The sequence below is a fragment of the Sphingobium sp. MK2 genome (genome assembly GCF_040170545.1).
Taxonomy (GTDB): domain Bacteria; phylum Pseudomonadota; class Alphaproteobacteria; order Sphingomonadales; family Sphingomonadaceae; genus Sphingobium.
On sequence record NZ_JAZDXA010000027.1, the window covers coordinates 37,767 to 58,263 of the forward strand.

Annotated in this window: 26 protein-coding genes; 10 read left to right on the forward strand and 16 right to left on the reverse strand. The window is 62.4% G+C overall.

What is annotated here, in order from left to right:
* The first annotated feature begins 59 nt into the window (after positions 1 to 59).
* The 3 genes from V2I08_RS13080 (at position 60) to V2I08_RS13090 (ending at position 2,348) form a co-directional block, all read left to right on the forward strand.
* Complete coding sequence (locus V2I08_RS13080) at positions 60 to 947, forward strand: RcnB family protein (protein WP_349635505.1); 888 nt, start codon at positions 60 to 62, stop codon at positions 945 to 947.
* 102 nt (positions 948 to 1,049) lie between these two features.
* A complete protein-coding gene (locus V2I08_RS13085; protein WP_349635506.1) occupies positions 1,050 to 1,727 on the forward strand; it encodes a 2OG-Fe(II) oxygenase in 678 nt (225 codons plus the stop codon).
* 150 nt (positions 1,728 to 1,877) lie between these two features.
* Positions 1,878 to 2,348, forward strand: a complete 471-nt coding sequence (locus V2I08_RS13090) for an RcnB family protein (protein ID WP_310221058.1) — start codon at positions 1,878 to 1,880, stop codon at positions 2,346 to 2,348.
* A 192-nt stretch (positions 2,349 to 2,540) separates the two neighbouring features.
* Here V2I08_RS13090 and V2I08_RS13095 read toward each other — a convergent pair whose 3' ends face one another.
* Entirely contained in the window at positions 2,541 to 4,136 is a 1,596-nt protein-coding gene (locus tag V2I08_RS13095; RefSeq protein ID WP_349635507.1) for a lysine--tRNA ligase, read from the reverse strand.
* Positions 4,137 to 4,264: 128 nt separating this feature from the next.
* Between V2I08_RS13095 and V2I08_RS13100 the strand changes: the two genes are divergently transcribed.
* The 4 genes from V2I08_RS13100 to V2I08_RS13115 are packed head-to-tail and all read left to right on the forward strand — an operon-like array spanning position 4,265 to position 8,490.
* Entirely contained in the window at positions 4,265 to 4,627 is a 363-nt protein-coding gene (locus V2I08_RS13100) for a PilZ domain-containing protein (protein ID WP_310221055.1), read from the forward strand.
* A gap of 52 nt (positions 4,628 to 4,679) precedes the next feature.
* Positions 4,680 to 7,433, forward strand: coding sequence for an ATP-dependent DNA helicase (locus V2I08_RS13105; RefSeq protein ID WP_349635508.1), 2,754 nt, complete (start codon positions 4,680 to 4,682; stop codon positions 7,431 to 7,433).
* On the forward strand, positions 7,430 to 7,972 hold the full coding sequence (locus V2I08_RS13110) for a histidine phosphatase family protein (RefSeq protein WP_333971953.1): 543 nt from the start codon (positions 7,430 to 7,432) through the stop codon (positions 7,970 to 7,972). The genes V2I08_RS13105 and V2I08_RS13110 overlap by 4 nt, the downstream gene beginning before the upstream one ends.
* A complete protein-coding gene (locus V2I08_RS13115; protein ID WP_349635509.1) occupies positions 7,969 to 8,490 on the forward strand; it encodes a GNAT family N-acetyltransferase in 522 nt (173 codons plus the stop codon). The genes V2I08_RS13110 and V2I08_RS13115 overlap by 4 nt, the downstream gene beginning before the upstream one ends.
* Here V2I08_RS13115 and V2I08_RS13120 read toward each other — a convergent pair.
* The 5 genes from V2I08_RS13120 to rpmF all read right to left on the reverse strand — a co-directional run bounded on the left by V2I08_RS13120 (position 8,485) and on the right by rpmF (position 11,515).
* Positions 8,485 to 8,823 carry a MerR family transcriptional regulator gene (locus V2I08_RS13120; protein ID WP_349635510.1) on the reverse strand — a complete coding sequence of 113 codons (339 nt, stop codon included), beginning with the start codon at positions 8,821 to 8,823 and terminating at the stop codon, positions 8,485 to 8,487. The two genes, V2I08_RS13115 and V2I08_RS13120, sit on opposite strands and share 6 nt — an antisense overlap.
* 88 nt (positions 8,824 to 8,911) lie before the next feature.
* Entirely contained in the window at positions 8,912 to 9,202 is a 291-nt protein-coding gene (gene ihfA, locus V2I08_RS13125; RefSeq protein ID WP_037472241.1) for an integration host factor subunit alpha, read from the reverse strand.
* A gap of 76 nt (positions 9,203 to 9,278) precedes the next feature.
* The gene (locus tag V2I08_RS13130) at positions 9,279 to 10,247 is read right to left on the reverse strand and encodes a beta-ketoacyl-ACP synthase III (protein WP_349635511.1); all 969 of its coding nucleotides are present in this window, start codon (positions 10,245 to 10,247) and stop codon (positions 9,279 to 9,281) included.
* Positions 10,244 to 11,269: a phosphate acyltransferase PlsX gene (gene plsX, locus V2I08_RS13135; protein WP_310221464.1), complete on the reverse strand. Its 1,026-nt coding sequence runs from the start codon at positions 11,267 to 11,269 to the stop codon at positions 10,244 to 10,246. The genes V2I08_RS13130 and plsX overlap by 4 nt, the downstream gene beginning before the upstream one ends.
* A 66-nt stretch (positions 11,270 to 11,335) precedes the next feature.
* Positions 11,336 to 11,515, reverse strand: coding sequence for a 50S ribosomal protein L32 (gene rpmF / locus V2I08_RS13140; protein ID WP_006957677.1), 180 nt, complete (start codon positions 11,513 to 11,515; stop codon positions 11,336 to 11,338).
* Positions 11,516 to 11,723: 208 nt separating this feature from the next.
* On the opposite strand from rpmF, the gene V2I08_RS13145 reads away from it, so the two are divergent.
* The gene (locus tag V2I08_RS13145) at positions 11,724 to 12,155 is read left to right on the forward strand and encodes an MAPEG family protein (RefSeq protein WP_349635512.1); all 432 of its coding nucleotides are present in this window, start codon (positions 11,724 to 11,726) and stop codon (positions 12,153 to 12,155) included.
* Positions 12,156 to 12,158: 3 nt separating this feature from the next.
* On the opposite strand, the gene V2I08_RS13150 is transcribed toward V2I08_RS13145, so the two are convergent.
* From V2I08_RS13150 to V2I08_RS13170, 5 genes are read right to left on the reverse strand one after another with little or no spacing between them, the layout of a single operon-like run.
* Positions 12,159 to 12,818 carry an MBL fold metallo-hydrolase gene (locus V2I08_RS13150; RefSeq protein WP_349635513.1) on the reverse strand — a complete coding sequence of 220 codons (660 nt, stop codon included), beginning with the start codon at positions 12,816 to 12,818 and terminating at the stop codon, positions 12,159 to 12,161.
* Positions 12,819 to 12,855: 37 nt separating this feature from the next.
* Entirely contained in the window at positions 12,856 to 13,284 is a 429-nt protein-coding gene (locus tag V2I08_RS13155) for an Rrf2 family transcriptional regulator (RefSeq protein ID WP_349635514.1), read from the reverse strand.
* Between the two features lie 40 nt (positions 13,285 to 13,324).
* Positions 13,325 to 14,323, reverse strand: coding sequence for a glycerophosphodiester phosphodiesterase (locus V2I08_RS13160; protein ID WP_405053650.1), 999 nt, complete (start codon positions 14,321 to 14,323; stop codon positions 13,325 to 13,327).
* Between the two features lie 38 nt (positions 14,324 to 14,361).
* Positions 14,362 to 14,718, reverse strand: a complete 357-nt coding sequence (locus tag V2I08_RS13165) for an ArsC family reductase (RefSeq protein ID WP_349635516.1) — start codon at positions 14,716 to 14,718, stop codon at positions 14,362 to 14,364.
* 6 nt (positions 14,719 to 14,724) lie between these two features.
* Complete coding sequence (locus tag V2I08_RS13170; RefSeq protein WP_349635517.1) at positions 14,725 to 15,105, reverse strand: RidA family protein; 381 nt, start codon at positions 15,103 to 15,105, stop codon at positions 14,725 to 14,727.
* A gap of 135 nt (positions 15,106 to 15,240) precedes the next feature.
* On the opposite strand from V2I08_RS13170, the gene V2I08_RS13175 reads away from it, so the two are divergent.
* On the forward strand, positions 15,241 to 15,531 hold the full coding sequence (locus V2I08_RS13175; RefSeq protein ID WP_349635518.1) for a hypothetical protein: 291 nt from the start codon (positions 15,241 to 15,243) through the stop codon (positions 15,529 to 15,531).
* Positions 15,532 to 15,535: 4 nt separating this feature from the next.
* Here the strand turns inward: V2I08_RS13175 and V2I08_RS13180 are convergent, their stop codons facing one another.
* Positions 15,536 to 15,946: a group II truncated hemoglobin gene (locus V2I08_RS13180; RefSeq protein WP_349635519.1), complete on the reverse strand. Its 411-nt coding sequence runs from the start codon at positions 15,944 to 15,946 to the stop codon at positions 15,536 to 15,538.
* A gap of 144 nt (positions 15,947 to 16,090) precedes the next feature.
* On the opposite strand from V2I08_RS13180, the gene V2I08_RS13185 reads away from it, so the two are divergent.
* The gene (locus V2I08_RS13185) at positions 16,091 to 16,612 is read left to right on the forward strand and encodes a thermonuclease family protein (RefSeq protein WP_349635520.1); all 522 of its coding nucleotides are present in this window, start codon (positions 16,091 to 16,093) and stop codon (positions 16,610 to 16,612) included.
* A 22-nt stretch (positions 16,613 to 16,634) separates the two neighbouring features.
* Here V2I08_RS13185 and V2I08_RS13190 read toward each other — a convergent pair whose 3' ends face one another.
* The 4 genes from V2I08_RS13190 to V2I08_RS13205 all read right to left on the reverse strand — a co-directional run bounded on the left by V2I08_RS13190 (position 16,635) and on the right by V2I08_RS13205 (position 20,476).
* Positions 16,635 to 17,258 (reverse strand): glycine zipper 2TM domain-containing protein, encoded by a 624-nt coding sequence (locus V2I08_RS13190; protein ID WP_349635521.1) that lies wholly within the window; start codon positions 17,256 to 17,258, stop codon positions 16,635 to 16,637.
* A 235-nt stretch (positions 17,259 to 17,493) separates the two neighbouring features.
* The gene (locus V2I08_RS13195) at positions 17,494 to 18,381 is read right to left on the reverse strand and encodes a NaeI family type II restriction endonuclease (protein WP_349635528.1); all 888 of its coding nucleotides are present in this window, start codon (positions 18,379 to 18,381) and stop codon (positions 17,494 to 17,496) included.
* Positions 18,381 to 19,334 (reverse strand): DNA cytosine methyltransferase, encoded by a 954-nt coding sequence (locus tag V2I08_RS13200; RefSeq protein WP_349635522.1) that lies wholly within the window; start codon positions 19,332 to 19,334, stop codon positions 18,381 to 18,383. Before V2I08_RS13200 ends, V2I08_RS13195 begins: the two co-directional genes overlap by 1 nt.
* Positions 19,335 to 19,429: 95 nt before the next feature.
* Positions 19,430 to 20,476, reverse strand: a complete 1,047-nt coding sequence (locus V2I08_RS13205; protein WP_349635523.1) for a ribonucleotide-diphosphate reductase subunit beta — start codon at positions 20,474 to 20,476, stop codon at positions 19,430 to 19,432.
* Positions 20,477 to 20,497 lie beyond the last annotated feature (21 nt).

A 20,497-nucleotide genomic window follows, 5' to 3' on the forward strand; every position in this document is an offset into this window, starting at 1 on the left:
ATATCCTAATCAGAGAACATCAGGGCGTACTCTACGCCCGTAGAACGAAAGTCAGAACGATGTTCAGGAAGATGATGCTGGCAGGGTTGATGAGTGCGACATTGTTGAGCGGCATCGCGCCTGCTTACGCCCAAAGCGAACCGCGCGAGCGCGGCAACCGCAGCGAGCGGATGCAACGACCTGATCGTGCCGGTGGCGATATGCGTGGCAACGCGATGCGCCCGGCACGGCCCGACGCCGGACCGCGGGTTCAACAGCCAAGCCGCGACATCATCCGCCCCGATCCGGCGCAGAGGGACCAACAACGGCGCGATCAGCCGCGTCCCGATCCCCGGATGCGCACCGCGCCTGATCGGAATCTCAATGACCGGGTCATATCTACGCCGGAGCAGCGTGGAGGCTGGCAGGATAGGCGCTATGCGCCGCGGGATGCCCGGAATGACCGCCGCGACGGACAACAGGACTGGCGGAATGATCGGCGTGACCAGCGGCGCGATGACCGTCAGGACGGGCGGGGCGATCCGCGCAACGATCAGCGTTGGAACAATAATCGCGGCTGGGTCGGCGGCGTTGGCAATAGCAACTGGAATAACGGCCGCCGTTACGACGATCGCACCCGCTGGAACGACCAGCGGCGCTGGGACAATGGCTGGCGACAGGATCGGCGCTATGACTGGAACAGCTATCGCAACCGCAACGCCAACCAGTTCCGTATGGGCCGTTACTATGCGCCGCGCGGATGGGATTATGGCTATCGGCGCTTTTCAGTGGGAATAACCCTGTCCAGCCTGCTCTATGCCAATAATTTCTGGCTGAACGATCCCTATGCTTATCGCCTGCCCCCTGCTTATGGCACGCTGCGCTGGATACGCTATTATGATGACGCCTTGCTGGTAGATATTCGCGACGGATATGTTGTGGATGTGATCAACGGTTTCTTCTGGTGACGTAAGCGGACTTCCTGGAGTGGCCTTCAGGAACGACTGACCCCGGTGCGGTGACGCGCCGGGGTCTTTTCATGCGCCTTCACTCTGTGGCAGGAGTCAGGTATGACGGATATATTGAATGATGGCGGCGTTGCTTCCCCTGCGCGCGCGCAAATCGGCGCTGATGTGCGCGCCAGATTGGAGCGCAACCCGATGGTCAGCCGGATCGACAGCGACCGGATCGACATTTTCGGACGACAGGCGTTCTTGAGCCGCGAGGAATGTGCCGCCCTTCGCGCCATGATTGATGCTGGCGCAAAACCATCGACATTATTTTCAGGCAGCGCAAATGCGGATTATCGCACGAGCCATAGCTGCAACCTTGATCCGTTGGACGATCTAGTGCGCACAGTGACCGATCGGATCTGCGGATTGACGGGCCTGCCTGCCGATCATGGCGAAACCCTGCAAGGCCAGCGCTATACCGTTGGACAGGAATATAAGGTCCATTGCGACTATTTCCCGGTCAACGCCGATTATTGGCAGCGTATGCGCAAGAGCGGCGGCCAGCGCAGTTGGACTGCGATGATCTATCTGTCGGAAGTCGATATTGGGGGCGAGACGCATTTTCCACATTGTGAATTCATGGTCCCGCCCGTCGAAGGCATGTTGCTGGCGTGGGACAATATGGACCGCACGGGAGCACCCAATGTGATGAGCCTCCATGCCGCACGCCCAGTCGAGTCGGGCACCAAATATGTGGTCACGAAATGGTTTCGCGAGCATCGCTGGCAAAGATGATCCGACATTACATTTTGCGACATAAATGACTGAAAACTGACAGGTCTATTCTCGCATCGTTCAGCCGCGCAGCGGCATATCTCTGTGTGTTGGCAGCGGAACCGAACCTTCCCCATCCGGTTGAGCCGCCAGACAAATTGGAGACGAGATATGCGTAAACTGATCATTCTTGGCCTATTGGCTGCAACGGTTGCGCCGAGCGTTGCATCGGCGCAGTCCGCCCGCGAAGTCCGCCAAAGCCAGCGCGACTTGCGTCAAGAACAGCGTGACCTGCGCCAGGCGCAACGCTATGGCAGTCCGCGTGATGTACGGGCCGAACGACGCGACGTGCGCGAAGCCCGGCGCGAAGTGCGCGAGGATTGGCGCGACTACCGCCGCAACAACCGCAATGTTTATCGCGCGGGCAATTGGCAAGCACCGTTCCGCTACAATCAATGGAATGTGGGCGCGCAGCTTCGCCCCACTTATTACAGTTCTCGCTATTATATCAGCGATCCCTATCGCTATCGCCTGCCCCGTCCGGGCATGAACCAGCGTTGGGTACGGCACTATAACGATGTGCTGCTCGTGAACGTGCGCACTGGTCGCGTGATCCAGGTGCATCGCGGCTTCTTCTGGTAAGACACTGACCGAATGAAGAAGACCCTCGACGCCAGCCGTCGGGGGTCTTTCTCGTCAGCATCCCCTTGGCCGCGCCACCCGTTGCCGGGTAGGCGCGGCCGATGGTCCGCAAAGCGTTCCATCAGTCCGAAAGGGGGGTGGACTGACCGGCAAACGACCAATTCAGGCAAATGTTCCCGCCTGCCCGCACTGTCAGGCTGCAAGCGCTTCGGCAATTAACGCTCGGCTATTGGCGATGCCATAGAGTGCGATAAAGCTGCCCATACGCGGCCCCTGATCCGCGCCAAGCAATGTCTGATAGAGCGCCCTGAACCAATCGCGCAGTTCGGCAAAGCCAAAAGTCTCATCCTTCCCAATGGCATAGACAATATTTTGAATGTCCTCCGCCGACGCACTTTCGGGCAGGGCGGCAAGTTCGGCATCCAGCCGTCGCAGCGCCCCGGCCTCATTGGCATCAGGTGCCCGGCGATGCAGCGTCGGAGCCACGAAATCGCGATGATAGGCGAGGGCGTGCCCGATCAGCGCATCGAGTTCGGGGTAGGCTTCCGCATTAGCGTCGGCCACGTAATTTTTAAGATAAGCCCAGACCTGATCGCGGCTGGCATCCCCCATCACACCGACCAGATTGAGCAACAGGCCAAAGGTTACCGGCAGCGTGCCGTCCGGCAGCTTGCCATCATGGACATGGTGAACCGGATTGCCCAATCGTTGTTCAATTGGTTGATTCGCATAATTGCTGCGGAACTGCCAATATTCATCAACGGCTCTGGGGATAACGCCCATGTGCAGTTGCTTCGCCTTCTTGGGCTCACGATAGGCGTAAAAGGCCAGACTTTCCTGCGGACCATAGGTCAGCCATTGTTCAAGGCTGAGACCATTGCCCTTCGACTTGGAGATTTTCTCGCCTTTTTCATCGAGAAACATCTCATAGTTAAACCCTTCGGGCGGACGGGCACCCAGCGCGCGGCAGATTTTGGAGGATTGCGTGACCGAGTCGATCAGATCCTTGCCCGCCATCTCATAATCGACACCCAGTGCGACCCAGCGCATGGCCCAATCGACCTTCCATTGCAGCTTGGCCGCGCCTGACAGAATGGACTGCTCGATCATCTCGCCCTCATCCTCGAAACGGATAAGGCCTGCATCGGCGTCAATGACCTCTACCGGCACTTGCAGGACGATACCGCTTTTGGGGCTGATCGGCAAAACAGGCGAATAAGTCGCCTGCCGTTCCTTGCGTAGGGTCGGCAGCATGATGTCCATGATGTCCTGATAATGGTGCAGGACATTTTTGAGCGCGTCGTCAAACGCGCCCGCCTGATAGCGGTCGGTGGCGGACACAAACTCATAATCGAATCCGAAACGGTCCAGAAATTCGCGCAGCATCGCATTGTTGTGATGCGCGAAACTTTCGAATTTCTCGAATGGATCGGGCACCTGCGTCAGCGGCTTGCCCAGATGTTCCGTCAGCATCGCCTGGTTGGGGACATTGTCGGGCACCTTGCGCAAGCCGTCCATGTCGTCACTGAACGCAATCAGCCGGGTCGGTACATCCGACAGCGCATGCCAGGCGTTGCGCACCATGGTCGTGCGCAGCACCTCGTTGAACGTGCCGATATGCGGCAGACCCGATGGACCATAGCCGGTTTCGAACAGAATATGCCCCTTCACCGGGACGCCGCCGTCGGGTCCGTGGGGCGGATAGCGTTTCAGCAGCTTGCGCGCTTCTTCATAGGGCCAGGCCTTGGCCGCCTGCGCGGCGGTACGGAGCGTGTCGGATACGGTCATATCCGAGCCTCTACCGTCCCACCTCGCGAAAGGGAACGGCTTTTGCTGACAAGGACTGTTAGCTTTGGGTCGTCTTTGGCTTTCATTAACCTTGAATAGCGATACTGTTCTGCGTGATTGGAGGCGAAATGCAGATTCAGCGCAGCCGGGAGCGCATCTCTGTCGAGATTCCCATCGTCGTGACGACGGTGCTGGATAGCCTGCAAGGTGTGATTGTCGACCTGAGCGAAGGTGGCGCCCAAGTCACAGGCTGTACGCTGCCGCCCAAGTCGCAATGCCAGATCGACCTGGATGGCTATAGTGTCTTTGGGACCGTGCGCTGGTCTGAAGAGGATCGTATGGGCATTCGCTTTCTCTATGAATTGACCGAAGGGCCGCTGTTCGAGAAACTGGCCATTGCCAAGGCCGCACGCCGCGCGCCCGTCACCTTCCAACCCCGAATGCAACCCATGGCGATGAGCGGTGGCGGATTTGGCCGCCGCACCGGCTGAAAGCCGACCAAAACAGGTTTTCCTTTTGTTCCTGTTCGCCTAAGCCGGGCAGGTGATCGACCCCGCCGACCTTCCCGCCCTTCACGCCAGCCATGGCGGCATCTGGTTGCGCGATGGCGGCCACACGCAAGGGCTTGCCAAGGGACGGGCGATCGCCCGCGCGGCTGAGACCCCGGTGCTGCTCCTCAACGCCTCCCTGACCGGCCAGCGGCTCGGCTATCCCGAATTGAACGGCCTCGACCTACTGGAATTATGGGCTTTTCTCCACCCCGCCCGATTTCTGGTGCCCACGCCCAAAGGGCTGGCGGCCGCGCTCAATCTGTCGGTTCCGGCAAGCGAAGGCGACATTCCCGGCCTGCTGCAACACGCGGCACAGGTGATGCTCGACCGGCTGGGATCGGCCGAGTGGACCGAGCGCGAGGGCGGCTGGACCGCGGCGCAATCGCTGCACCGGCTGCGCTGGACCTGGGCGCCGCTGGTCGCCCCGCGCATCGCCAAACCCAAGGAAGCCGAACGCTGGCTCTTTTCCAAATTGCCCGAATGGGAGGAGGCGCAGCCCCGCCCCGCCCCGCGCACGATCGCGCTGGATGAAGGGCAGGTGCTGGCCCGGCTCGATGCGCTAACCGGCGAAGGGGCCGAGCCGCGTCCCGGCCAGCGCGCCTATGCCGCCGCCGCCAGCGCCGCCTTCCTGCCGCGCCGCCATCGCGACCAGCCCAATATGCTGCTGGCCGAAGCGGGCACCGGCATCGGCAAGACGCTGGGCTATCTCGCCCCCGCCTCGCTCTGGGCGGGACAGGCGCAGGGGACAGTGTGGGTGTCGACCTATACCAAAGCGCTACAACGCCAGCTCGATCGCGAATCGCTGCGGCTCTTTCCCGACCCGGCCGTAGCCGCCAAGCGCGTGGTGGTGCGCAAGGGGCGGGAAAATTATCTCTGCCTGCTCAATCTGGAGGATGCGTTGCAGGGCGGCTTTACGGGGCGCGCGGCCATATTGGCGCAACTGGTCGCGCGCTGGGCCGCGTTCAGCAAGGATGGCGACATGGTGGGCGGCGACTTGCCCGGCTGGTTGCCGACGCTGTTCCGGCGCAATGGATCCACCGCGCTGACCGACCGACGGGGCGAGTGCATCTATGCCGGCTGCCCCCATTATCGCAAATGCTTCATCGAGCGGTCGTCGCGGGCCAGCGCGGACGCCGACATCGTCATCGCCAATCATGCACTGGTCATGATCAACGCCGCACGCGGGCGGGAAACCGGCCAGCGACCACAGCGGATCATCTTCGACGAAGGCCATCATCTGTTCGATGCCGCCGATTCGACCTTTTCGGTCGCGCTGTCGGGGCAGGAAGCGATCGAGCTGCGCCGCTGGATCATGGGACCGGAAGGTGGATCACGCGGGCGGCGGCGCGGGCTGGCGGCGCGCCTGTCCGATCTTGCCAGCTATGACGAGGAAGGCGGACAAGCGATCCGCGCGTCGATCGATGCGGCGCAGGCGCTGCCCGCCGATGAATGGCTCAAGCGCGTTGTCGCAGGCGAACCGTTCGGGGCGCTGGAAGCCTTGCTGACCGCGGTGCGCGCCACCGTCTACGCCCGCGCCGCCGATACGGGCGAGGCCGACGCGGGCTATGGCATGGAAACCGAACTGGCCGAACCGGATGGCGCATTGGTCGAGGCGGCACAGGAAGCGGCGCTGGCGCTCGACGCGCTCATCAAGCCATTGGTGCGGCTGGGGCGACGGCTGGAAGCGGTGATAGAGGATGCGCCCGACTGGCTGGACAGCGCGGCGCGGGCGCGGATCGAGGGCGCGGTGGCGTCGCTCGGCTGGCGGCGCGACCTGATCGCAGCCTGGCTGGCGCTTTTGACGCGGATCGGCGGCCCGGCGGACCCCGACTATGTCGACTGGCTGGCGGTCGACCGGATCGAGGGGCGCGAATTCGACATCGGCATCCATCGCCACTGGCTCGACCCCAGCCGTCCGCTTGCCGAAGCCGTGCTCAAACCCGCGCAGGGCGTGATCGTCACCAGCGCGACGCTGAAAGGCGGCGGCGAATGGAGCAATGCGGAGGGACGCAGCGGCGCGGTCCACCTGCCCCATGGCGCCGAACGGTTCGAGGCACCCAGCCCCTTCGACTATCCGGGGCGAGCCGAAGTCCTGATCGTCACCGACATCAAGCGTGGCGACATCGCCGCCTTGTCCGGTGCCTATGGCCGGTTGATCGAGGCGGCGGGCGGCGGCACGCTGGGGCTGTTCACTGCGATCCGGCGGCTGCGCGGTGTCCATGCGCGCATTGCCGACCGGCTGGCACGCGCAGGCCTGCCGCTTTATGCGCAGCATGTCGATCCGATCGACACCGGCACCCTGGTCGATATCTTCCGCGACGATCCGCGCGCCTCGCTGCTCGGCACCGATGCCTTGCGCGACGGCGTGGACGTACCGGGCCATTCGCTGCGGCTGGTGGTGATGGAGGGGGTGCCCTGGTCCAAGCCTACAGTGCTGCACGCGGCGCGGCGACTGGCAGGGGGCGGCAATGCCTATGACGACCGGCTGATCCGCGCGCGGCTGGCGCAGGCGTTCGGGCGGCTGATCCGCCGGGCCGAGGACAGGGGCAGTTTCGTGATCCTGTCGGCCGCTATGCCGAGCCGGTTATTGAGCGCCTTCCCGCCGGGAACGCCGATCCGTCGCCTGATGCTGGACGAAGCGATCCTGGCAGTCAACGCCAGTGCGCGCGCGCAAACGCTTGGCGAAGCCGCCGCTTTGGGGCATCAGGGGGCCGAATCCGGCATGCCCCCCCAGGAGACAGAATGAAACGGCTGACCCTGTTGCGCCACGCCAAGTCGGACTGGGACGATCCGGTGGCTCGCGATTTCGACCGGCCGTTGAACCGCCGGGGCGAGAAGGCTGCCATATTGATGGGCCAGTTCGCCGCGCGCCGCGCCATGCAGTTCGACATGCTGGTGGCCTCGCCCGCCGTGCGGGTGGTGGAGACGCTGGACGTCTTCTTCACAGGCTATGGCCAGATACTCGACGCGCATTGGGACCGGCGCATCTACCTCGCTTCCTCCCCCATCCTGTTCGACGTCGTGCGCGATTTGCCTGACAAGGCCGACAGCGTGTTGATCGCCGGGCATAATCCGGGGCTGGAGGAGTTGATCCTCGATCTGGTTCCTGATGATGGCAACAATGACTTGCGCGAGAATGTGGAGGCGAAGTTCCCGACCGCCAGCATAGCAGTGCTTGACCTCGCCATCGACCGCTGGTCGCAGGCAAAAGAAGGTGTCGCAACACTAGCCAGCTTCACCCGACCGCGCGACCTCGACCCCGCATTGGGGCCAAGTTCGCGGTGACGCCGATCACGTGGCGCCGGACGGAGGCACGCGACGCCCCTGCCCTCTCCATATTAGGCGGGGCGACCTTCCTCACCAGCTTTGCCCATGATCATCCGGGTGCGGCGCTGACCGCCCATATCCGCACCGCGCATGGCGAGGCCTATTATGCATCAGCGCTCGCCGATCCGGCGCAAACCGTGCTGATCGGCGAAACCCCGCTGGGCGCGGTGGTGGGCTATGCGATGATCACCCCGCCCGATCTGCCGATCGCGACCGACCCGGCGCGTGACGTGGAATTGAAGCGCATCTACCTGCTGCATGGCTGGCAGGGTGGCGGACATGGCGATAGGATCATGGCGCTGGTGGTCGAAGAAGCGCGGCGGCGCGGCGCGCGCAGGTTGCTGCTCGCCGTCTATCCGCAAAATGACCGCGCGCGACGCTTTTATGCGCGGCATGGCTTTGGCGAGATCGGCGAATTGACCTTCATGGTCGGGGACGTGCCGTTCCGCGACCTCATCTATGCGCGGACGCTATAGAGCGATCGCGCGTGCCAGCGTGGCACGGATAGTTTCCAGGCGCGTGAGCAGGTGTTCTTCGGCCTGCTGCGGCGAAACCGGAGGAGCAGCCCCATTGCCGTCTTCCAGTGCCTTTTGCGCACCCTTAACGGTGAAGCCCTCCACATTCAGCAGATGGTGGATGCGGCGGGCGAGATCGACGTCGGCGGGGCGATAATAGCGCCGATTGCCGGAGCGCTGCAGTGGTCGCAACTGCGGAAACCGCGTTTCCCAATAGCGCAAAATATGCTGGGCCAAACCCAGTTCACCGGCCAGTTCGCCGATGGTCAGAAATGCCCCCTCCACCTTTTTCATGACAGCGATGTTGCACCCACAGCCGGGCGCGCGTCAACCATGGTAAATGTCGGAGAAAGAAGAAAAAGCCAGTGGGCCAGGATGGGGATCAGGCGACCCGGTCGCGCATCGTCTGGCTGGCGCGGAACGTCAGTACCCGGCGCGGCTGGATCGGCACCTCGACCCCGGTCTTGGGGTTGCGACCCATGCGCTGCGTCTTGTCGCGCAGGACGAAAGTACCGAAGCTGGAGATTTTCACATTCTCGCCGCGCTCCAGCGCGACCGACATATGGTCGAGGATCGATTCGACCAGCGCAGCGGCTTCCGCCCGCGACAAGCCGACATGGCGGTTGAGGCTTTCCGCCAGATCCGCGCGCGTCAATGTACCCGTGCCGCTCATAACCCGTCGCTCCCCGATGACAGAGCGTCAAATTGACCGATTTTCGGCAAATGTGCAAGCTTTGCCTGCCGTTACGTCACAGGCGAATGACGCAGGCACCCCAGGTGAAGCCGCCGCCCATCGCTTCCAGGACGATGAGTTCGCCCGGCTTTATCCGCCCGTCGCGCACCGCGAGGTCGAGCGCCAGCGGAACCGACGCGGCGGAAGTATTGGCGTGGCGGTCGACGGTCACCACCACCCGGTCAGGCGACAGCTTCAATTTGCGCGCCGTGGCGTCGAGGATGCGGGCATTTGCCTGGTGCGGGACCAGCCAGTCGATGTCGGCATTGGTCAGGCCCGCCATCGCCATGACTTCATTGAGGACCGAGGCGAGGTTGACGACAGCATGGCGGAACACCTCCTGCCCACGCATCCGCAGCTTGCCCACGGTCTGCGTCGTTGACGGGCCGCCGTCGACATAGAGAAGCTGATTGTGGCGGCCATCGGCATGGAGTTTCGACGCCAGGATACCGCGCGCGCCATCGGCGCTTTCCTCCGCGCCCAGCACCACCGCACCCGCGCCATCGCCGAACAGAACGCAGGTGGCGCGATCCTCCCAGTCGAGGATGCGGCTGAAGGTTTCCGCGCCGATCACCAGCGCGCGGTTCGCGGCACCAGAGCGGATCATGCTGTCCGCCACGGTCATGGCATAGAGAAAGCCCGAACAGACGGCGGCAACGTCAAAAGCAACGCAATCGTCGATGCCGAGCGCGGCCTGGACTGTGGTCGCGCTGGCAGGAAAAGTCTGGTCGGGGGTCGCCGTCGCCAGGATGATGAGGTCGATATCCCGCGCCGCGACACCGGCTGCATCGAGTGCGGCACGGGCAGCGTCGGTCGCCAGCGTCGATGTCGTTTCGCCCTCTCCGGCAATATGGCGATTGCGGATGCCGGTGCGCTCGACGATCCATTCGTCGCTAGTATCGACAGTCTGCGCCAGTTCGGCATTGCTGACCGCGCGAACAGGCAGGGCCGAGCCGGTGCCCAGCAATATTGACCGACGGATCACTTGACGGGCAGCTCCAGCTTGGCGGCGGCGGCCGACAGGTCCGCAATGCCCGCCATATCGGCAGCGATGCGACGGGTGATGTCTTCTTCCAGCAAGCGCGCGGCGACATGGACCGCGTTGGCCACGCCCTTGGCATCGGCGCTACCATGGCTTTTCACGACAACGCCGTTGAGGCCCAGAAAGACCGCGCCATTATGGTTATTGGGGTCGAGATGATGTTTGAGCAGATGCATGGCAGGCTTGGAGATCAGGAAGCCGATCTTCGAGCGGATCGAACTGGTGAACGCCTTGCGCAGAACGTCGGTGACGAAACGGGCGGTGCCCTCCGCGGTCTTGAGCGCGACATTGCCCGAAAAGCCGTCGCACACGATCACGTCGGTATCACCGCGGCTGATCTTGTCGCCCTCGGTAAAGCCATCGAACTGAAGCGGCAAGGTGTCGGCGGCGCGCAATATGGCGGCCGCGTCGCGAATTTCGTCCGTGCCCTTGAGATCCTCGGTTCCGATATTGAGCAGACGCACGCGCGGCCGTTCAAGGTCGAAGGCAATACGCGAATAGGCCGCGCCCATCACGGCGAACTGGACGAGATTGCGGGCGTCGCATTCGGTGTTGGCGCCCAAGTCGAGCATGATGACGTCATTGTCGCCCAGCGTCGGCAGCATCGCGGCCAGCGCAGGGCGATCGACGCCGGGCATGGTCCGCAGCGCCACTTTCGCCATCGCCATCAGCGCGCCGGTATTGCCCGCCGATACCGCAGCACCGGCCTGACCCGATTTCACGGCCGCAATGGCCATGCTCATCGAGCTGTCCTTCTTGCGGATGGCAACGCCGGGCTTGTCTGCCCCATCGACCACCGAAGGAGCGTGGACGACATCCGACGCAGCCCGCAAATTGGGGTGCTTGTCGAGCGCGGATTTGATCCGCGCTTCGTCACCGAACAGGGTGAAAAGGAGTCCGTCGTGCCGGTGACGGGCAAGCGCAACGCCCGCCATCATCACAGACACGCCCTCATCCCCGCCCATCGCGTCAATTGCGATTCGCGGTTGCCTGGACACGCTGATCACCCCTTTGCGGAGATCGAGACTGGCTTACGCCCCGACGGCGACGATTTCGCGACCGTTATAGTGGCCACAGGCACCGCACAGATTGTGCGGGCGCTTGAGTTCGCCACAGTTGGAGCATTCCTGAAATGCTTCGACGCGCAGCGAATCGTGGCTACGGCGCATACCGCGCTTGGAGGGGGACGTTTTCCTTTTGGGGACAGCCATGTCGGCACCTTGTTCCGTAAATTATCTGGTTGTGCGACTGGCCGGTTTCCGATGGAGACGCGGACGCCACAAGGCGCCGCAGACCCATGCGGCCCGGGTGATCGCGAAGCCCTGCGCCTATAGCGGTTTTTGTTCGGGGTGCAAGTCCTTCCTTGCCGATCGCGCCCCGCGCCTTAGACTGAAGCCCTACCGCAACGGGGGAATTTTCATGGCTTTGCCGATCACGCTGACCTTTGCCGCGGCCTGCGCGCTGCTCAACCTGTGGCTGGCGATTCGCTGCGTCCGGCTGCGCGCCAAGGACAAGGTGCTGCATGGCGATGGCGGCAGCGGGCTGCTGGCGCGGCGGATGCGGGCGCAGGCCAATTTCATCGAATATACGCCGATCGTGCTGATCCTGTTCGCGCTCGTAGAGTTGGCCGTGGGTGGCTCCTTGTGGCTATCCATCGCGGCGCTGGTTTATGTACTGGCTCGCGTGTCGCATGGCTTTGGCATGGATGCGGACAAGCCAACCATCTGGCGGGCCGCCGGCGCTCTGATCACTTGGCTGGTGATGGTGAGCCTCGCGATCACGGCGTTGACGATCGCCTACACCGCCACGCGCGAACTGCCTGTGCCGCCCGCACTGGCGGCACAGGTGTAGACGCTAGCCCGCCAGTACCGAATCGGCGACAAAGGGGTTGGTGCGGCGCTCATGGGCGAAATTGCTCATCGCGCCGTGGCCGGGGACGAAGGCCGTGTCGCCACCCAGTGGCCAGAGCTTGCCAGTGATCGCATCGATCAGATCCTGATGATTGCCACGGGGGAAGTCGGTGCGGCCGATCGATCCCTGGAACAGCACGTCACCGACGATGGCGAGTTTGCTCGGCGCATGATGGAACACGACATGGCCCGGTGTATGACCGGGGCAATGGATGACGTCGAAGGTCAGGTTGCCGACGGTCACCTGGTCCTCATCCTGCAGCCAGCGATCAGGCTCGAAGCTCTCGCCCGGTACGCCCCAGCGTTTGCCGTCTTCGGCCAAGCGCTCGATCCAGAAGCGGTCCTCCTCATGCGGCCCTTCGATCGGCACGCCAAGGTCGCGGGCCAAAACCCCCGCCTGCCCGCAATGGTCGATATGACCATGGGTGACGAGCAGTTTTTCGATCGCGACCCCCTGCTCCGCCGCCGCCCGTTTCAGCACCGGCAGGTCGCCGCCCGGATCGACGAAGGCCCCCCGCATGGTCTGGGTACACCAGAAGAGGGTACAATTTTGCTGAAGCGGGGTGACCGGGATCAGCATGGCTTTGAGCGGAGGTGTCGTCATGCCCCCGATGTGGCGAAGCGACGCGGCGGGCGCAAGGCTAGACCGCCTCGTCCAGCGCTGCGAATGGCTCGGCCAGGCTGATGCTGTCGAGCACCTTGGCGGTTTCATCGCGAACGCGCAGCATGACACGGTGCAGGCGGCATTCCGATTCGGGCAGGCAGTTGGTGCAGCTTTCATGTGCAAATCGGCTGGCGCAGGGGGTGAGCGCCAACGATCCGCGCGTTATCCGTACGATGTCACCATAGCTGATGTCGACAGGTGCCAGCGCCAGCCAATAGCCCCCGTCGCGCCCGCGCTGGGTCGCGACCAGCCCCTCGCGCGACAATTCGGAGAGGATGACGGTCAGGAATTTTGCCGGAATATTCTGGCGCGTCGAAATCTCGCTAAGCGGCACCGGGCCTTGGCGGTAGCGATCGGCAAGATGTTGCAGCGCGCGGATGGCGTAACGGGTCTTCTGGGACAACATAGTGTCGTTATTCGCCCCCTCGACCGATTTTACAACCCGCTCAACGCGCGGGCGTCAGTGCTGCCCGCGCCTGACCCGGAAAGTCGCTGAACAGGCCGTCTACCCCGGTAGCGGCGATGGCGCGAACATAGCCGGCGAAATCGCCCAGCCCCTGCGGATCGTCGAGCCGCTGATATTGCGGCGGCAGAAAGCTGTTTTCCATCCGCATCGTCCAGACATGGACCTGCAAGCCCGCATCGTGCGCGCGGCCGACCAGCGCCGTCGCCCCTTCGGGCGCGATGACGAGCGCCGCGGACGGCCCGATCCCATCGGCGTAGGCCGCAATATCGGTCAGCCCCTGAACGGTGAGCATATCGGCATAGCTGGTGCCGAGCAGGTCGGCAGGGCCGCCCTCCGCATCGACCAACTGGATGAGGCGCAGGCGCGAGGTGGCGCGGATCGCTTTGAGATTACCGACCTCGAACGACTGGATGAAGACGGGATCGGCCTCGGTCTGATAGCCATAGCGGCTCAGCAGATCGAGCAACGGCGCCTGGTGCGGCAGGCCCAGCCCGGCGAAGTAACTCGGATGCTTGGTTTCGGGATACAGGCCGATACGGCGGCTGCTCTCGGCCTCCTTGGCGCGCACCAGTTGCACTATCTCTTCGAAGGTCGGGACCGGATAAAGGCCGTCGAATCGCTTGTTGGCAGTGCGCAGGTCCGGCAACCGCTCGCGGGCGCGCAACGTGCGCAGTTCGGCGAGGGTGAAATCCTCGGTGAACCAGCCCGACATTTCGATGCCGTCGATCGTCTTGCTGGTCTTGCGATCGGCAAATTCGGGATGGTCGGCGACATCGGTGGTGCCGCCAATCTCATTTTCGTGCCGGGCGACCAGAACGCCGTCCTTGGTCAGCACCAGGTCCGGCTCGATATAATCCGCGCCCTGGTCGATCGCCCGCTCATAGCTGGCGAGCGTATGTTCGGGGCGTTCCCCGCTGGCACCGCGATGGGCGATGATCAGCGGATCGGCCCGCGCTGCGGAAAGGGGGATGAGGCTCATCAGCAGCAACAAGCCGATCCGCACCACATCCCCGCCCCTCAAGCCGAAACGCCTTGCAGCGCGTTTTCGTATGTCGTGGCCTTGAAGCCGATGATCGTGCCCTTGCCGGTGTCGAGGATCGGCCGCTTGATCAGCGAGGGGTTGGTGATCATCAATAGGATCGCCTTGTCCGCATCGATATGCGCCTTGTCGCCTGCATCGAGCGCGCGGAAGCTGGTGCCGGAACGGTTGAAGACGGTTTCCCAGCCATGTTCCATGACCCATTCCTCCAGTTTGGCCTTATCCACGCCCGAAACCTTATAGTCGTGGAAGCTGTAGGGGACGCGCTCATTGTCCAGCCAGTTACGGGCCTTCTTAATGGTGTCGCAATTTTTGATGCCGTACATGGTGATCATGGCGACTTATCCTTTGAAGGCGGTGACTTCGATTTCGATCTTCATCTCCGGCTTTATGAGGCCGGTGACTATGCAACTGGCGGCGGGACGGATGGTGCCGAAGACCGGCGCGGTTGCCTGGCCCAGATCGTCCCAATAAGCCGGGTCGGTGATATAATAAGTGACGCGCACGACGTCAGCGAACGAAAAGCCCGCGTCGTCCAGCGCCTTGCCAATGACCTTGAGCGCATTGGCGGCCTGATCGACCACGCTGTCGGGCATCCTCTTGGTTTCGGGGTCCGTGCCGGTGGTTCCGGCCACGAAACACCAGTCGCCCTGGACAACGGCACGCGAATAGCCGACCTGCGCCTCGAAGGGCGAGCCGGATGAAATGAGCTGGCGAGGCATGAGGATTCCTGTTGCAGTGCGAAAAGGATCGCTTGGGCCTTTGGCCTTTTGGTCCGGCGCTGTCCAGTGCTTTCCGGGGAACGCGCCGCGATGCCGACCGTTGAGGAGCGATCAATCCCTATAAGGAGACCGGCCATGGACCGCCCTACCCCCGACACGGAAGATAATAGCGAACAGGCCGATGCGGGTACGCAGGCGCAGGATGTTGCCGCCGATGCGCAAGCGCGCGCGACCGAGCCGTCGGAGGATAGCGAGCGGGGCGGCCACGCCAATCCGGCGCAGATCATCCCTGACGATGTGCCCGACTTGGTGGAGCGAATGAACGAGATGAACCGGTCGGGCCGGATCGACATGGATGCCTTTGCTGGGGAGCCGCAAATGGATGATGAGGATGATGCGTTCGGGGTGACCGAAGACGACGAGTAAGTCGTCAGGCGGCGGCGCTGTCGTCCAGCCCGAAATTGATCATGCCCCGCGCCATGTGGCCCAGCGCTTGGCTCATCGAATCGGCAATGGCGGGATCTATATCCTCCTGCGCTGCGATGGCGCAGGTCATCGCCATCGCCCATTGATCGGCCAGCGTGGGCGTGATCGGAAAGGCGCGATGCAACGACATGATGCACGGCCCGCGCTCGAACCAGTCGCGCGGGCCACCGAGCCAGCCAGTCAGGAAGCGGGTCAGGCCGTGCCGCACCGGACCGAGGTCCGCCGCGTGAACGGTGCGCAGGTCCGCATAACGCGGCTCCTGTTCCAACAGGTCGTAGAAGTGCGTGACGATGGCGCGAACTGCCGGTTCGCCGCCGATACGGGCATAGGGACTGGGCGGCGCAGCGGCGTTCATGGGAAATGGCTCCATTTCGGATAACCCTTCCAGCATGACGTTGGCGCGCGCCCTGTCCTTGATCCCGGTCAAATCGCGCCAGATCGGCGCGAAGATGGTCGCGCTTTAACCTGTCATTTGCTGTTGGCCACCTACGCTCGCCCGATGGCAAGACAAGCATATGGACGCAGCAAACGGCGCAGCAGCGCCATCAGCGGGCCATCTTTCATCTATATCATATGCTTGGGGCTGCTGCTGGGTTGGTACGGACCGCAGTGGATCGACCGGACAGCGTTACCGACCACCCCGGTAGCCGGGCAAAGCCAGACCCCCGACACGCTTTCGGCGCAGTTCGGCTTTTGTCATGGCGGCGGCGGGGTCGATTGCGTCGTTGATGGCGACACATTTTGGTTCAAGGGCGCAAAATATCGGATCGCCGACATCGACACGCCCGAAACCCATGGGCCGCGCTGCGCCGCCGAGGGCGCATTGGGCGCGCAGGCCACGCAGCGGCTGCAAGTCTTGCTCAATGCCGGTCCCTTCACGCTAGAAAGCGTGGATCGCGATGTGGATCGCTATGGCCGATCGTTGCGGGTCGTGACGCGCGGCGGCAACTCGATCGGCGGGATGCTGGTGGCCGAAGGGCTGGCGCGGGAATGGGACGGGGCGCGCCGTCCCTGGTGTTGAACGCAGCGCCCCTATTCTCCTGTTAGCGGCAGTTCACGCCGCCCCGATCGATTTCGCGGCCCAGCAGCGCGCCTGCGCCGCCGCCGATCAGGATACCCGCGATGTTCGACTGGCCACGGTCGATCTGGCCGCCGAGCAACCCGCCCAGCGCCGCGCCGACGATCAGGCCGGTGGTGCCGTCCGAACGGCGGCAATAATAGCGATCGTCATAGCCGCGATAGATGCGGGTGCGGCGATCGACGCGAATCGGCTGGTAGCCGCCGCGATAATAGCGATCGGGCCGATAGCTGCGACCATAGCGCGGGTCAGGCCGGTTCCAGTCATAGCTGTAGACCGGACGACCGGGGCGACGATAGGTCACGCGCTGGTCGTTACGCCGATCCTGACGCCAGTCACGGCGATCATCCCGACGATCGACGCGGCGGTCCTGGCGATTATCGCGCCGGTCGGCACGACGATCCTGGCGGTTGTCGCGACGGTCATCCTTGCGATCGGCGCGACGCTCCTGCCGGTCATCGCGGCGATCTTCACGCCGTTCGCGATTGTCGCGGCCCGGCTGCGCAAAGGCGGGCGTCGCGGCCAGGCCGGTCAGCGTCATCGCGCCGAACGACAAGGCGGCAATGGCCTGTTTGAAGGTGAATGTCATGGGCGGGGTCCTTCCCTGGGGTCGTGTCTCTGCTGTCAGAACCCCAGGGCGTACAGGATGTTGCATGAACGGAACAAAACACGCCGTTCATCGTGGGTTTGGTTGGTGGGTAAGGGGCATAGTGGAGAAACAGACAATCAACTTTTCCCATTTCCAGCGTATCGTGAGGGATGAACCGACGGTGGAACACGTCTAAAACAGCGTGAATTGGAAAACGACATTCGGACGTTCCACCTCAGTCAATATGGTTCGCCTGGCGTAACAATGCTGCCTCATCGTCGTTTTTTGGACGATAGGACATGAATTCGCGATATCCGAATTTCAGGCCTAAGGCTCGCATGATGTCTCGATCATTTTCGGAGTAGAGGATCGCAATTCCCTTCGGTGCCAAAACATCGCGTGCGCCTCCGCCCCGGCGCACGCGGCGCATGGGGTCATCCTGCGCGGCTAAAGCAATGATCTGCACGCGCGACACCGCAACTTGCTGGTAGCGTTCAAAAAGCATGGCGACACGCTTCGTCCCGCCACCCGCCTTCATCAAAGCGGCGCGATCCACTTCCGACACGAATGTCCAGAAATTCGGCGTGTAGGGAAAGTCAGATGCCATCCACCAGATGTTGCTGCGCCCTGCTGCCGCGACCGACCTTTTGGCGTCTCTGTTAACCCCAGCGGTCAAATAAGCGGAACGTGCCCGAAACAAACCGACCGCGCATTGCGCGTCAAGTTCATTGACGCGCAACAGGATACAAAACTGATTTTCGGCTTCAGGCGGTATCATCCACCCGGACTTGACGGTCGTCGATTTAACGTCAACCTCGCGCCCGCCAATCAACAAGTCCAATATCATGCCCCGCGGCACCTGCAACCAATCGCGTAGAAGAATTTCAAATTTGGTTCCGAGATAGGTTTTCTCGGTCTTTTCAAGATCCTTGAAAAAGAACCGGCCGCTGCGGGCCGTATCGATCACTTCGTCGATTGCCGACCGGAAAAACCCTCGCAACTTTTCTTGGAAAAGCTGTTCACCACCCACGGCCGTCAAAAAATCCGCTTCCAGTGCAGCAAGTTGATCATGATCCGGGTGCGTTGCGGGTAATGGCACTCGCCCCGGCCCGGCAACAAGCATCACGCCGCCCGCACAGAGGTCAGTCGTCGCGATGATAGCGCAGCGTGCAATTGTGTTGCGACCGCCTTGGCAACCGGGGGCGGAAAGGCGTTGCCGACCTGACGATAGGCCGTGGTCTTGCGGCCATGAAAATGCCAATCATCTGGGAAACCTTGTATCCGGGCAACCATTGGAATGGTCAGCCGAGGCATGCCGACAAAGTCTCGTTCTGGTGCCACCTCGGCCAGGCTTTTGCCATTGACGCCCAGACTGGCCCAAGCGGCGCGCGCGCGCGTGGGGCCAAGATCAGGACCACCATGTTTCTTGGAACCGCCAACGATGGTCGGTGCGATGTCATTGGCGTTCTTGGCCCATCGATCCGCGCCTAACCAACCATTGGCCTCCATCAGATCATGCAGGGTCGCACCGACCGTCGGCGGCTTGGATAGCAAAGGTACGGGCCAATCGAACCGGTCGCTATACTCCGCACGCACCGCCACGATTACAACGCGAGGGCGCAACTGAGGGACACCGAAATGGGATGCATTGAGGAGCCGCCACTCCACGACATAACCCAGCTTGCGTAGCTGCTCCTTCAACGCGAGCCGATAATCCTCAAACACGGCCGACAGGAAGCCACGGACGTTTTCGATCATCACCGCGCGCGGCTGAATCTCGTCGATCAGCCGCAAAGCAGCCGGGAACAGATTGCGTTCGTCCTTTTCCCCCAACTGCTTACCCGCCATCGAAAATGGCGGGCATGGCAGGCCTGCTGCGAAAAGATCGACGCCCCGATAAGGGCGGCCATCGAACAAGGTCATATCCTGGGCATGGACATCCCATTGCGGGCGATTGAGGGTAAGTGAACGGGCAAAGTCCTGCTCGATCTCGACAAGAGCACTATGCCGAAAACCGGCCTGCTCCAGCCCCAACGCCTGCCCACCTGCACCGGCGCAAAATTCAATGGAGTCCATGCCATCCCTCAACCGCTGCAAAAAGCAGGATTGTTCTTATTATGTTCACGCCTGACCTGCAACCATCCCGGAGTAAAGTTTCTCCAAAACGGACTTTACTCCGCCGCGATCCCCGCAGCCTTGAACATATCCGGGTCCACTTCGTCTGCATTGGCGGGCACGGTGCGGGTCTTGCGGCGGTCGAAGGCGTCCCATACGTCGTTCCACTGGCCGCGTGTCGCGCCCTTTGAATATTCCGTCGCGCGGGTTTCGAAGAAATTGGCATGTTCCACGCCGTTGAGCAGCGGGCTGAGCCAGGGGAGCGGATGCTCTTCGATCATGTAGATGGGCTTGAAGCCAAGCTGGCCCAGTCGCCAGTCGGCGATGTAGCGGACATATTTCTTGATGTCCTTCGCCGTCATGCCGGGGACCGGCCCCATTTCGAAGACCAGATCGATGAACGCATCCTCGATCCGCACCGTCTTCTGACACATGTCCATGATATCTTCCCGGACCGCAGGGGTCAGGCAGCCGCGTTCGGCGCAGAAGGCGTGGAACAGCTTGATGATGCCCTCGCAATGCAGCGTCTCGTCACGGATCGACCAGGTGACGATCTGGCCCATGCCCTTCATCTTGTTGAAGCGCGGGAAGTTCATCAGCATCGCGAAGGACGCGAACAGCTGCAGGCCTTCGGTAAAGCCGCCGAACATCGCCAGGGTACGAGCAATATCCTCGTCGGTATCGACGCCGAACTGCTGCAGATAGTCATGCTTGTCCTTCATCTCCTTATATTGGAGGAAGGCGCTATATTCGCTTTCGGGCATGCCGATCGTATCGAGCAGATGCGAGTAAGCCGCGATATGCACGGTTTCCATGTTGCTGAACGCGGTCAGCATCATCTTGACTTCCGTCGGCTTGAACACGCGGCCATATTTTTCGTGGTAGCAATCCTGCACTTCCACGTCGGCCTGGGTGAAGAAGCGGAAAATCTGCGTCAGCAGGTTGCGCTCATGGTCGGACAGTTTCTGCGCCCAGTCGCGGCAATCCTCGCCCAAGGGCACTTCCTCCGGCAGCCAGTGCAACTGCTGCTGGCGCTTCCAGAAGTCGTAGGCCCAGGGATATTCGAACGGCTTATATTGCTTGGAGGCTTGAAGAAGAGACATGGGGTAACTCCGGGAAATCTA